This is a genomic window from Mycobacterium decipiens, from assembly GCF_963853665.1.
In the GTDB taxonomy this organism is placed as follows: Bacteria; Actinomycetota; Actinomycetes; order Mycobacteriales; family Mycobacteriaceae; genus Mycobacterium; species Mycobacterium decipiens.
The window spans coordinates 1,863,094-1,874,987 of the sequence record NZ_OY970459.1; the positions used below are offsets into that span (position 1 = coordinate 1,863,094).

The 11,894-nt window shown below is 66.6% G+C and carries 11 protein-coding genes and 1 pseudogene; 8 read left to right on the plus strand and 4 right to left on the minus strand.

What is annotated here, in order from left to right; all coding sequences use genetic code 11:
• Positions 1-21: 21 nt before the first annotated feature.
• Together AADZ55_RS08500 and AADZ55_RS08505 are read left to right on the plus strand one after the other, a co-directional pair.
• Positions 22-1,188: a glycosyltransferase gene (locus AADZ55_RS08500; RefSeq protein WP_085323821.1), complete on the plus strand. Its 1,167-nt coding sequence runs from the start codon at positions 22-24 to the stop codon at positions 1,186-1,188.
• 22 nt (positions 1,189-1,210) lie between these two features.
• Positions 1,211-1,405 (plus strand): DUF3046 domain-containing protein, encoded by a 195-nt coding sequence (locus tag AADZ55_RS08505; protein ID WP_423202364.1) that lies wholly within the window; start codon positions 1,211-1,213, stop codon positions 1,403-1,405.
• 48 nt (positions 1,406-1,453) lie between these two features.
• On the opposite strand, the gene AADZ55_RS08510 is transcribed toward AADZ55_RS08505, so the two are convergent.
• A complete protein-coding gene (locus AADZ55_RS08510; RefSeq protein WP_085323819.1) occupies positions 1,454-2,101 on the minus strand; it encodes a (2Fe-2S)-binding protein in 648 nt (215 codons plus the stop codon).
• 169 nt (positions 2,102-2,270) lie between these two features.
• Here AADZ55_RS08510 and recA point away from each other — a divergent pair, with 169 nt between their 5' ends.
• The 4 genes from recA to AADZ55_RS08530 are packed head-to-tail and all read left to right on the plus strand — an operon-like array spanning position 2,271 to position 5,986.
• Positions 2,271-3,323, plus strand: coding sequence for a recombinase RecA (recA, locus tag AADZ55_RS08515; RefSeq protein ID WP_085323818.1), 1,053 nt, complete (start codon positions 2,271-2,273; stop codon positions 3,321-3,323).
• Entirely contained in the window at positions 3,289-3,810 is a 522-nt protein-coding gene (recX, locus tag AADZ55_RS08520; protein ID WP_085323817.1) for a recombination regulator RecX, read from the plus strand. Before recA ends, recX begins: the two co-directional genes overlap by 35 nt.
• Before the next feature lie 53 nt (positions 3,811-3,863).
• Positions 3,864-5,378: a tRNA (N6-isopentenyl adenosine(37)-C2)-methylthiotransferase MiaB gene (miaB, locus tag AADZ55_RS08525; RefSeq protein ID WP_085323816.1), complete on the plus strand. Its 1,515-nt coding sequence runs from the start codon at positions 3,864-3,866 to the stop codon at positions 5,376-5,378.
• On the plus strand, positions 5,375-5,986 hold the full coding sequence (locus AADZ55_RS08530) for a hypothetical protein (RefSeq protein ID WP_085323815.1): 612 nt from the start codon (positions 5,375-5,377) through the stop codon (positions 5,984-5,986). The genes miaB and AADZ55_RS08530 overlap by 4 nt, the downstream gene beginning before the upstream one ends.
• On the opposite strand, the gene AADZ55_RS08535 is transcribed toward AADZ55_RS08530, so the two are convergent.
• From AADZ55_RS08535 to AADZ55_RS08540, 3 genes and pseudogenes are all read right to left on the minus strand, one after another.
• Positions 5,983-7,335, minus strand: coding sequence for a DUF349 domain-containing protein (locus tag AADZ55_RS08535; protein ID WP_085323814.1), 1,353 nt, complete (start codon positions 7,333-7,335; stop codon positions 5,983-5,985). The two genes, AADZ55_RS08530 and AADZ55_RS08535, sit on opposite strands and share 4 nt — an antisense overlap.
• A 7-nt stretch (positions 7,336-7,342) precedes the next feature.
• Positions 7,343-7,499 (minus strand): annotated as a pseudogene (locus AADZ55_RS23510) (hypothetical protein); the annotation flags it as partial.
• 102 nt (positions 7,500-7,601) lie between these two features.
• Positions 7,602-9,344 (minus strand): serine/threonine-protein kinase, encoded by a 1,743-nt coding sequence (locus AADZ55_RS08540; protein WP_085323813.1) that lies wholly within the window; start codon positions 9,342-9,344, stop codon positions 7,602-7,604.
• Between the two features lie 358 nt (positions 9,345-9,702).
• Between AADZ55_RS08540 and AADZ55_RS08545 the strand changes: the two genes are divergently transcribed.
• Positions 9,703-10,608 (plus strand): DMT family transporter, encoded by a 906-nt coding sequence (locus tag AADZ55_RS08545; protein WP_085323812.1) that lies wholly within the window; start codon positions 9,703-9,705, stop codon positions 10,606-10,608.
• A 264-nt stretch (positions 10,609-10,872) separates the two neighbouring features.
• Positions 10,873-11,868: a DMT family transporter gene (locus AADZ55_RS08550; RefSeq protein WP_085323811.1), complete on the plus strand. Its 996-nt coding sequence runs from the start codon at positions 10,873-10,875 to the stop codon at positions 11,866-11,868.
• Positions 11,869-11,894 lie beyond the last annotated feature (26 nt).

The window sequence follows — 11,894 nt, forward strand, 5'->3', positions numbered from 1 at the left end:
CGCTGTGGCAGGGTAGGGCGAATGCGCGTCGCGGTGGTCGCCGGGCCAGATCCCGGGCACTCCTTTCCCGCGATCGCGCTGTGCCAACGGTTCCAGCAGGCCGGCGATACGCCTACCCTGTTCACCGGGGTGGAATGGCTGGAAGCCGCCGGCGCCGCCGGCGTTGAGGCCGTCGAGTTGGAAGGGCTGGCGGCCACCGACGACGATCTTGACGCCGGGGCCAGGATCCATCGGCGTGCCGCGCAGATGGCCGTGCTGAATGTGGCGCCGCTGCGCGCATTGGCGCCTGAGCTGGTGGTGTCCGACGTCATCACGGCGTGCGGCGGCATGGCCGCCGAGTTGCTGGGGATCCCGTGGGTGGAACTCAACCCGCATCCGCTGTACCTGCCGTCGAAGGGGCTGCCGCCGATTGGCAGCGGATTGGCTCCGGGCACCGGTATCCGCGGCCGGCTGCGCGATGCCAGCATGCGAGCGCTGGCGGGGCAGTCCTGGCGGGTGGGCCTGCGGCAGCGCGCCGCCGTTCGGCTCGAGATCGGACTGCCGGTCCGTGACCCCGGACCGCTGCGACGGCTGATCGCCACATTGCCCGCGCTCGAGGTTCCCCGTCCGGATTGGCCCGCCGAGGCCGTCGTGGTGGGCCCATTGCACTTCGAGCCGACCGATCGGGTGCTGACCGTCCCCCCCGGTTCCGGGCCGGTGGTGGTCGTCGCGCCGTCCACCGCGTTGACCGGAACTACCGGATTGGCCGAAATCGCGCTGGGGTGCCTGGCGCCGGGAGAAACGCTGCCGGCGGGATCGCGCCTGGTGGTGTCGAGGCTGAGCGGAGCGGACCTGATGGTGCCGCCCTGGGCGGTGGTTGGGCTGGGGAGCCAGGCCGAGCTGTTGACGCAGGCCGATCTGGTGATCTGTGGCGGCGGTCATGGGATGGTGGCCAAGACACTGCTCGCCGGGGTGCCCATGGTGGTAGTTCCCGGCGGCGGGGATCAGTGGGAGATGGCCAACCGGGTGGTCCGTCAGGGCAGCGCGGTGCTGATCCGACCGTTGACGTCCGACGCGCTGGTGGCGGCGGTGAACGAGGTGCTGTCGTCGCCGAGGTTCCGCGCGGCCGCGAAAAGGGCCGCCGCCAGCATCGCGGGGGTCGCCGATCCGGTGCAGGTATGCCACGACGCGCTTGCGCTGGCTGGGTAACGCCGTAGGTATGTTGGCGAGCGTGCGGTTGACGGAGTTCCACGAGCGGGTCGTCCTGCGGTTCGGTGCTGCTTACGGCTCGTCGGTGCTGGTCGACCACGTACTGACCGACTTCGACGGCCGCACCGCCGCCCAGGCGATCGAGGACGGTGTCGAGCCCCGTGCTGTGTGGCGGGCGCTCTGCGTCGCCTTCGACGTTCCCCGGGATCAGTGGTGAGCCCTTGGGACCTCGAGTCTGCGCTCAGGGCGTCGGTCTAGCTGCTCGCTAGAGCGGACAATCGCCGCACTTGGCTCCCGCGGGTGTTCGGTACAAGAGGCAGCAGCTGCGACGCCTGAACCGCAAACTTGGGCCGGTGATCACGCCGGAGCCGGTCAGGTTGCCGGTGCTCAGCAGACCGTTGGTGAGCTCGACCAGGGGCCTACGCAAGTGGGGGCGCGCCGCAAGGACGGCCCTAGCCGTCCCGACCAGGGCAGACGCGATGTTTCCGGACAGCAGGCCGGGCGCCAACTTGACCCGCAGGCCGGCCGCGAATGGCTCCATATGGTTGGTCACGACCACGCGATAGAGCAACTCCGGCGATGGTGAGGCAGGCGCTCCGACGGGTTCGGGCAGTCGTAGCTGTGCGCCGTCGTCGGCACGCTGCAGGTTCGTCAAGTCCGGGATGACGCCGTGGCTCAGTACGCACGCCAGCACGGGTGACCACAGCCGGGCTGCATGGCCGAGGTGCACCAGGGAGGCGCCGATTCGCAACTCCGTCGTGTGGTAGCGCCTGACGGTGGCCTCGATCAAATCCGCGGAGCCGTCGGCGTAGGACCGGGCGACCGGATGCCATCCCGTTGCATCTCCACCCACGGTCAGTGCGAAAAACCCTCCATAGGAGGAGATTTCGGCCAGCTCAGCGGAGATGTTCATGTGTTCTTCGATAGCTGATATTCCCACACACGGCGTGTCGAACTTGAATCGAACAGGTGTTCGGCTACTGTGGTGACCATTCGGAGATCCGACTTGTCGGTGGCCTTCTCTAGTGTCACGGCCAACCGACCAATACCGGTCACCGAACACCGACTACAGGAGAGGCACCATGACGCAAGCCCCCGACCGTGAGAAGGCTCTTGAGCTGGCCGTGGCCCAGATCGAGAAGAGTTACGGCAAAGGTTCGGTGATGCGCCTCGGCGACGAGGTGCGTCAGCCGATCTCGGTCATTCCGACCGGGTCCATCGCACTGGACGTCGCCCTGGGCATCGGCGGGTTGCCGCGTGGCCGGGTGATAGAGATCTATGGCCCGGAGTCTTCGGGTAAGACCACCGTGGCACTGCATGCGGTGGCCAATGCCCAGGCCGCCGGCGGTGTCGCGGCGTTCATCGACGCCGAGCACGCGCTGGATCCGGAGTATGCCAAGAAGCTCGGGGTGGATACCGACTCCTTGTTGGTCAGCCAGCCGGACACCGGTGAACAGGCACTCGAGATCGCCGACATGCTGATCCGCTCAGGCGCGCTCGACATTGTGGTCATCGACTCGGTGGCGGCGCTGGTGCCGCGGGCGGAACTCGAAGGCGAGATGGGGGACAGCCACGTCGGACTGCAGGCCCGGCTGATGAGCCAGGCGCTGCGGAAAATGACCGGCGCGCTGAACAATTCGGGAACCACGGCGATATTCATCAACCAGCTCCGCGAAAAGATCGGCGTGATGTTCGGATCGCCCGAAACGACAACTGGCGGAAAGGCGCTGAAGTTCTATGCGTCGGTGCGTATGGACGTGCGGCGGATCGAGACGCTCAAGGACGGTACCGAAGCGGTCGGTAACCGCACCCGGGTCAAGATCGTCAAGAACAAGGTGTCGCCACCGTTCAAGCAGGCCGAGTTCGACATTCTCTACGGCAAGGGCATCAGCAGAGAAGGCTCGTTGATCGATATGGGCGTGGATCAAGGCTTTATCCGCAAATCCGGTTCCTGGTTCACCTACGAGGGTGAGCAGCTCGGCCAGGGCAAGGAAAATGCCCGCAACTTCCTACTGGAGAACGTCGACGTGGCTAACGAGATCGAGAAAAAGATCAAGGAAAAGCTTGGCATTGGTGCGGTGGTGACCGATGACCTCTCAAATGACGGCGTCCTGCCCGCCCCCGTCGACTTCTGAGTCGACTCGCGAGGAGCAGGCGCGGGCACTGTGTCTGCGCCTGCTCACCGCGCGATCAAGAACCCGAGCCGAGTTATCCGGCCAGCTGGCGAAACGGGGGTACCCCGACGACATCGGGAAGCGGGTATTGGATCGGCTGGCCGCCGTTGGCCTGGTGGACGACACCGACTTCGCGGAACAGTGGGTGCGGTCCCGTCGGGCGAGCGCGGGAAAGAGCAAGCGCGCATTGGCCGCCGAATTGCACACCAAGGGCGTCGACGACGAGGTGATCGCCGCGGTGTTGGACGGGCTCGGTGGCGGTGCCGAGCGGGACCGGGCTGAGCGGCTGGTCCGGGCCAGGCTGCGACGGGAGGTACTGAGTGAGGACGACGCGAAGGTCAGTCGCAGGCTGGTGGCGATGCTGGCCCGCCGCGGGTACAGCCAGACCGTAGCGTGCGAAGTGGTGGTCGCCGAGCTGGCCGCCGAACGGGAACGCCGGCGGGTCTAGCTGCGGGTTAATCCAATGGGCCTCGGTCGCCGTACCATGGCCCCGTGACTTCGATGGTGGTGCCAGACGCGGCTGCGCCGTTATCGGAGTCGGCGCGCACCTATCAGGTCCGCACCTATGGCTGTCAGATGAATGTCCACGATTCCGAGCGGCTGGCGGGCCTACTCGAAGCGGCTGGCTACCACCGTGCAGCCGACGGTGCCGAGGCCGATGTCGTGGTCTTCAACACCTGCGCCGTCCGCGAGAACGCCGACAACAGGCTGTACGGCAACCTGAGCCATCTGGCCCCGCGCAAGCGTAGAAATCCGGACATGCAAATCGCGGTCGGTGGTTGCCTGGCTCAGAAGGATCGAGACGCGGTGCTTCGCAAGGCTCCGTGGGTCGACGTCGTCTTCGGCACCCACAACATCGGGTCGCTGCCCACGCTGCTGGACCGCGCCCGGCACAACAAGGTCGCCCAGGTGGAGATCGCCGAGGCGCTGCAGCAGTTTCCGTCGTCGCTGCCGAGCGCTCGCGAGTCAGCTTATGCCGCTTGGGTTTCCATCTCGGTCGGCTGCAACAACAGCTGCACGTTCTGCATCGTCCCGTCGCTAAGGGGCAAAGAGGTCGACCGCAGCCCGGCCGACATCCTGACGGAGGTGCGGTCACTGGTCGATGCCGGGGTGCTCGAAGTCACGCTGCTGGGCCAGAATGTCAACGCCTACGGCGTTTCGTTCGCCGACCCCGCGCTACCTCGAAATCGGGGCGCTTTCGCCGAGCTCCTGCGGGCTTGCGGAGACATCGATGGGCTGGAAAGGGTCCGGTTCACCTCCCCGCATCCGGCCGAGTTCACCGACGACGTCATTGAGGCGATGGCCGAGACGCAAAACGTCTGCCCCGCACTGCACATGCCGCTGCAATCCGGATCGGACCGTATCCTGCGCGCGATGCGGCGCTCCTACCGAGCCGAGCGCTATCTGGGGATCATCGAGCGCGTGCGGGCGGCCATGCCCCATGCCGCGATTACCACCGATCTGATCGTGGGGTTTCCCGGTGAGACCGAGGAGGACTTCGCGGCCACGCTTGATGTGGTGCGACAAGCTCGGTTCGCGGCCGCGTTTACCTTCCAGTACTCCAAGCGGCCGGGCACTCCGGCGGCTGAACTCGACGGACAGTTGCCGAAAGCCGTCGTCCAGGAACGTTATGAGCGGCTGGTGGAGCTACAAGAGCAGATCTCGCTTGAGGGGAACGGGGCCATCGTCGGGCAATCCGTGGAGGTGCTCGTTGCCGCCGGTGAAGGACGCAAGGACGCCCGCACCGCGCGCATGAGCGGGCGGGCACGTGACGGCAGACTGGTCCATTTCACAGCCGGTGACCCTCGGATTCGTCCGGGCGACATCATTACCGCAGCAGTCACCGACGCCGCGCCGCACTATCTCATCGCCGACGCGGGCATCCTCAGCCACCGGCGCACTCGCGCCGGTGACGCGCACTCCGCGGGGGAGCGGCCGCGCGGTATCGGCCTGGGCCTGCCAAGTGTCGGGCGGCCCCGGGTCGAGTCCACCGAACCCGCCGGGTGCGGAACGTGAACGGAGAACAGGTCGTGGCGGAATTCGATGCCTTCCGGTCCGAGATCGAGGCGGCGGAACGCCGCGTTGCGGGTGAGATCGAGCCTGGCGCAAGGGCTTTCGTTGTCGCGATCCTGGTGTTCGTGCTCGTAGGTTCCTTTGTCCTGCCGCACACGGGTCAGGTACGGGGATGGGATGTGCTGTTCGGCAGCCACGGCGCCGGTGCGGCCGCGATTGGCCTACCCGAGCGGGTCTTCGCCTGGCTGGCGCTGATTTTTGGCGTCGGCTTCTCGATGTTGGCATTGATGACTCGGCGCTGGGCGCTGGCCTGGGTGGCGCTCGCGGGCTCGGCGCTGGCCAGCGGTACCGGACTGTTGGCCGTCTGGTCGCGCCAGACCGTGGCCGCCGGTCATCCCGGCCCAGGTATTGGGCTCATCGTCTCGTGGATAACGGTGATCGTGCTGACATTTCATTGGGCGCGGGTGGTGTGGCAGCGCACCATCGTGCAGCTCGCTGCCGAGGAGCAGCGTCGCCGGGTCGTCGCGCAGCACCAATCTAGGACGCTGTTGGACAGCTTCGACGACCCCGATACGCCGAGCACCCGAACCGGTGACTCCGAAGACCGCTAGGACCTGCGGGTCAGCGCCTCGGCGGCGGCCTCGGCCCACTGTCGCCATTGTTCGGCGTTGGCCTTGGCCTCTTCGGCTTCTTTGGTCTTGCCAGCCGCGGCGGCCTTGGCGGCCTGCTGCTCGAACTGCGTGACGCGGGCGCGGAACTGCTCGGCACGCGCCTGAGCCTGCGGGTCGGACCAATCCGCGTCGCCGGCGTCGCGCACCTTCTTCTCGATCGCGCGCAGCCGGCGCTCCAACTCGGCCGACCGTTCCCGGGGCACCTTGCCGATCGCATCCCACTTGTCGGCGATCGTCCGGAGCGCCGCCCGGGCGGCGTCGAGGTTGGCGGTGTCGAGCTTTTCCGCTTCAGCCAGCAGCGCCTCTTTTGCGGCGGCATTGGCTCGCAACTCGGCGTCTTTTTCCGCCGTGGCGGCATTGCGAGCCGTGAAGAAGGAGTCCTGTGCGGCCTTGAAGCGACGCCACAACGCGTCGTCCACGTCCTTGCTTGCTCGGCCAGCTGCTTTCCAGTCGGCGAGCAGCTTGCGGAACTCTGCGCTGGTGGCGGTCCAGTCGGTCGACTCGGATAGCTCCTCGGCCCGGTCGCAGAGTCGTTCCTTCGACTGCCGGACGCCAGATCGTTCACGGTCCAATTCGGCGAAGTGGGATCCGCGCCGTCGGTTGAACGTGTCGCGGGCCGCGGAGTAGCGCTTCCACAGTGCGTCGTCGACTTTGCGGTCCAGCCCGCCGATCGTCCTCCACTCGTCGAGGATCGCCCGCATGCGGTCACCGGCGACTTTCCACTGGGTGGAGTTGGCGGCCAGCTCCTCGGCTTCGGCGGCCAGCGCCTCCTTACGGGCCGTCTGGGCGGCTCGATGCTGCTCACGTCTGGAGCGGTCCGCGGCCGCGATGACCTCGGCACGATCGTGAATGCTTGTCAACCGGTCCGCGAGCGCGTCGACATCGCCCAGCACGCATGCCGTCGGCAACGTTTCGGCCAGCTCGATGGCATGGGCTTTGATCTTGCGTGCGTCGCCGGTCCCCGTCGCCAGCCGCTCGTCCATCAGCGTGATTTCGGTGCTCAGGTCATCGAATCGCCTGCCGAAATGGGCGAACGCGGCTTCGGGGTCGCCGGCCTGCCAGGAACCGATGATGCGCTCACCGGTCGCGCTGATCAGCCACACCGTGCCGTCGTCGTCGACACGTCCGAAACGGTGTGGATCGCTGGGCGGGGGCGCTGCCACCGGGTGGGCGATGGGTCGGGCCGCCGGCCCGGGGCCGGGACGCGGTCCCGGTCGGGGCGCCGGTCTTGCCACCGGTTGGGGAGCCGGCCCGGGCGACTCGTTGCTGCCGGGTTCGTCAGCCGTCATGCGCTCGTCACCTACCTTGCAACCCTTCGCGCGGTGGTATCCCGCGCACCTGCCGCGCGAAGCGGCACCTCTATGGTCGGCAGGCCCGATGCGCTCACCGGGTTCCGCTAACCGTTTTCCAACAGTATTGAAGCAAGTATTGAAGCAGCTCGACAGGCTGTCCGTGCCACCATTGAGAATGCTGGGCCCAAGCTGGGGCCGTTGCTGGGCCGATAGCCCAACCCGAGAGCGTCACAATAGTCGTGAGCAACGCCGCGGCCGCCTTGTCACCTATGCTTTTTCCACCATCCGAAGAGCTGATCGAGATTGGGTCCCTGCGGATCACCCTGGACGAGAGAGATCATCAGTTGCGCCTCGTTGGTCCATACCACAGTCGGGCTGCTTTCCTGGACCGCGCAGAAAACCATGCCGCCCACCTGCGGGCTGTCGGGGTGCTGCCAGCTGGTTGGTGACTTCGTTTCCCCGGGGCAAGTCACCATGATGTCGGTGCGCAAGAGTCCGTCGAAGGACTGGCGCAGCGTGGCGGTTTCCCCGAACAGTGCGTAAATCCCCCGAGACGGGCCACCGGGGTCGATGTTCTTATCGCATAGCACTCTGGCCAGCGCATCCTTCGGCGGCAAGAACGACCTGCATGTGCCGGGCGCGTAGCCCAACGGCAGCAGGCTGAGCAGGCGGGCCAGCGCGTCCGCGGATGCCGGCGACGCTGGAGCGGATGTCGCCGTGGGTCCGGTCGTCACGGTCTGGGGAGCCGACGAGGTGTTCGGGCGAAGGCTTAGCCGGACTCCCTGGGCGGCGAGGACCACCAGGACCACCAAGGCGGCCGCTCCGAGGAGCAACCACGGATTGCGCAAACGCGAGATTAGCGGGGCCGGTTGCCCTAACGGTGGTGCGTCACCGGGCGGCCGCTGTGGTGGGGGTGTGTCGCTATGACCGGGCCACGAGGTGTCCGGTTTGAAAGCCGAAGTGTTCAGCGACGTCGTCGGAAACGACAATGGCGACACTGGCTCGGGAAAGCTCAGGTCGGGTTGTGCCATCGGCGTCACCGGTGTGGGCGCAGAAGGTGTGGCGGACGGCGGAGCCACGTAGGTGATTCCCGGGTCAGCGGCGGCGTCGTCGCGCAGTCCGGATTCTTGGCTGCGTTTAAGGATGCGAAACTCCTGGGCCTGATGGGGTGCGCTGAGTGCCTGATGCGCAGCCAGCGCCAGCTCACCCGCGCTGGCGTAGCGATCCTGCGGATTTTTCGCCATGCCGCGCGCGATCACCTCGTCGAACGCGGCGGGGATCCCGGGTCGCAGCTGGCTGGGACGCGGGATGGGTGCCATCAGGTGCGCGGTGATCAGCATGCCGGCGCTGTCGGCCCGATAGGGCGGGGATCCGGTCAAGCACTCGTGCAGCACACAGGCCAATGAATAGATGTCGGCGCGGTGGGTCACCTCGGCGTCGGAAAACCGCTCGGGAGCCATATATCTCCAGGTCCCCACCGCGCTGCCGATCTGGGTCAGTTTCTCGTCGGTGGCCGCGCTGGCAATCCCGAAATCCACCAGATACGCGAAGTCGTCGCGGGTGACCAGGATATTTTCCGGCTTCACATCGCGGTGCATCACCCCGGCGGCGTGGGCGGCGTCCAATGCCGAGGCCACTTGATGCACCAGCGCCACCGCCCACGGCGGTGTCACCGGCCCGAACCGCTCCAGGAGCAAGGCCAAGTGGGTGCCCTCGACCAGCCGCATGTCCAAGTAGAGCTGCCCGTCGATTTCCCCATAGTCGTGGATGGGCACCACGTGTGGTTCCTGCAACCGGCCCGCATTGCGCGCTTCCCGTTGCATCCGCATCCGGAACACCGGATCGTGGCTGAGCGACTCCGACATAAGCTTGAGCGCCACCACCCGCTGCCGGACGGTGTCGACGGCCTCATAGACCTCGCCCATCCCGCCGCCGCCCAGCTGCCGCTTGAGGTAGTAGGGGCCGAACCGGGTCCCCACTCGCGAACCTCGCGCGGAGGCGCTCATCGCCTTCTCCTCAGAGCAACGGTCAATTGCACAGGCACGCCACACTCATCGGCCGACCCGCCGACCGCAAACCCGGGTGGAGCAACCATGACGGTAATTCCTCACCAATCCCGGCGCACCAAAACATGCAACATCCGTCCCACAGCTGAAACCGTTCCGTTAGCCGCGCCGTCGAGCTGTGTCCGTGGGTGAACGTCGGTTTTGGCCGGCGAATTCCGAAAGCCAGTGGCAAAGCGTGTCCCCGGGCGGAATGTCTTGCTGTGATATTTGTCCAGCACACCACAATCATTATTGAACAACTGCTTAAATCGAGGTGTATCGGACAACTTCCGGGCCGAATGTCGGTGGGAGGTCACCTATGGCCGGCGTCGAATTGGCGACTCTGCTCGCGCTGGCCGCCGCGCTAATGGCCGGGATCGGGTATGTGGTCCTTCAGCGGTCCGCGCAACAGGTCACCGACGAAGAAGACGTCGGCCATTTCACGTTGTTCCACCTCTCCCTACGCCACGCCCAGTGGTGGCTGGGTAGCCTGGCCGCGCTCGCCAGTTTCACCCTGCAGGCCATTGCGTTGACGATGGGTTCGGTGGTGTTGGTGCAGTCACTGCAGGCCAGCGCGCTGCTGTTCGCGCTGCCGATCGATGCCCGGCTCACCCGCCATCGGTGTACCGCCAGGGAGTGGATGTGGGCGGTATTGCTGGCCGGCGCGGTGGCCGTCATTGTCATGTCGGGCAACCCGGCGGTCGGCGATACCCGGGCCCCGCTGTCGACCTGGGCATTGGTTGCCGCCGTGATTGTTCCCGCGGTGCTGCTTTGTGTGCTTGGCGCGAAGATCGCCTCCGGTGCGCTGTCGGCGGTGCTGCTGGCGGCGGCGTCGGCGGCAACGCTGGCGGTATTCACCGTGCTGACCAAAGGGGTCGTGACGGAGCTCGACGAAGGCTTCGCGACGCTGATCCGGACCCCCGAGTTGTATGCCTGGATCGTGGTTCTGCCGATCGGGCTGGCGCTACAGCAATCCTCGCTGCGCGTGAGCGCGCTTACCGTCTCGTTGCCGACGATCGTCGTGGCCCGCCCGGTGATCGCCTCGGTGCTGGGGATCACCGTGCTCGGTGAGGTGCTGCACACCGGTCGGGTGACGCTGTTCGCGCTGGTGGCTGCGATAGTGGTGGTGGTTGTCGCGACCGTGGCCCTGGCCCGGGACGAGGCCGCCATGATGACTACGCCCTCCGACGAAATGGGGACCGCGGGCCAGCTCGCGGTCCGTTAGCCGCCCGCGGGTCGCGCGCGAAACCCGGCGGGCCCGGTACGGTGGCCGGCGGCCAGTGCGACCGTCTGTCCGGTGCCATCGGGTGTGACCAGCCAGACATAGATTTTTCAATGGCCATACATAGGTTGGTGGATGGTTCTTCCAGTTAAGTTTTGGGGAGGTTCGAATCCGGGAGCGACCGTGGTGGACATGCCCAGCAGCGGGTAGTGGATACCGGATGTATGGCACGGCTTCCGAGGCCGGACTTCGGCGAGGAGGTCGCCCATGACGAAGGCGGATATCGCGGTGGTTCTCGCCCTGTGCGCCGCGTTGGCATCCGCGATCGGCAATGTGGTTCGTCAGCGCTCCGCCCAGGAGATCACCGACGAGCGGGTGGGACATCTCAAGCTCTTCCGCTTGTCGCTGCGCGATACCCGGTGGTGGCTGGGTGCCGGCGGGGCGATCGCCAATTACACGTTGCAGGCCGCGGCCCTGGCGCTGGGATCGGTGATGCTGGTGACGGCCTTGCAGGTGACGGCGCTGCTGTTCGCGTTGCCGATCTATGCCTGGGTGACCCGGCGCCGGGTCACCCACTGGGAGTGGACCTGGGCGGTACTGCTGGCCGCTTCGTTGGCGCTGGTGGTCACGGTCGGTGAACCGAGCGCCGGGGCTTCGCGCGGCTCCCTGACCGTCTGGTTGCTGGTGGCGCTCGTGCTGGGGCCGGTGCTGGTGTTCTGCGTGCTGGGTGCCCGGCTCTGGACCGGTTCGGTGGCCGCGGTGCTGCTGGCGGTGGTCGCGGGTTGCGCCTTGGCGCTGTTTGCGGTGCTGACCAAGGCTGTCGTCGAGATAGTCGGCGGGGGCCTCGGGGCATTGCTACGCGCGCCGGAATTCTATGCCTGGATCGCAGCCGCGCTGGTCGGAATGATCTTTCAGCAGTCGTCATTCCGCGCTGGTTCGCTGACCGCATCCCTGCCGACATCGGTCGTCGCCAAGCCGTTGGTCGGTTCGATACTGGGCATCGTTGTACTCGGCGAGACGTTGCACACCAGCAGAACGGGGTTGTTTGTGGTGGCTGTGGGCGTTGCGTTGGTGATTGTCGCGACCGTGGCCCTGGCCCGTGGCGAGGCCGAGAAGGTGGTGGAAGAGGCGGTTGAGAGCGGGCGCATTCCCAAAGTCTCCGACCGGCATGCCGCATCGCCGCAGGTTCGGCCCGGCGACGCAGCCGCTGAAGACGACGATCGAACCGACCGGCTACCCAGGGCCGGGCAGTCGGCTTACTAGCGTCCGCCCGCCAAGGCGCTAGTTTT

Coding starts and splice junctions, on each gene's coding strand:
- AADZ55_RS08550 (WP_085323811.1), top strand. CDS start 10,873: ATGACGAAGGCGGATATCGCGGTGGTTCTCGCCCTGTGCGCCGCGTTG.
- recA (WP_085323818.1), top strand. CDS start 2,271: ATGACGCAAGCCCCCGACCGTGAGAAGGCTCTTGAGCTGGCCGTGGCC.
- recX (WP_085323817.1), top strand. CDS start 3,289: ATGACGGCGTCCTGCCCGCCCCCGTCGACTTCTGAGTCGACTCGCGAG.
- AADZ55_RS08540 (WP_085323813.1), bottom strand. CDS start 9,344: ATGAGCGCCTCCGCGCGAGGTTCGCGAGTGGGGACCCGGTTCGGCCCC.
- AADZ55_RS08500 (WP_085323821.1), top strand. CDS start 22: ATGCGCGTCGCGGTGGTCGCCGGGCCAGATCCCGGGCACTCCTTTCCC.
- miaB (WP_085323816.1), top strand. CDS start 3,864: ATGGTGGTGCCAGACGCGGCTGCGCCGTTATCGGAGTCGGCGCGCACC.
- AADZ55_RS08510 (WP_085323819.1), bottom strand. CDS start 2,101: ATGAACATCTCCGCTGAGCTGGCCGAAATCTCCTCCTATGGAGGGTTT.
- AADZ55_RS08545 (WP_085323812.1), top strand. CDS start 9,703: ATGGCCGGCGTCGAATTGGCGACTCTGCTCGCGCTGGCCGCCGCGCTA.
- AADZ55_RS08535 (WP_085323814.1), bottom strand. CDS start 7,335: ATGACGGCTGACGAACCCGGCAGCAACGAGTCGCCCGGGCCGGCTCCC.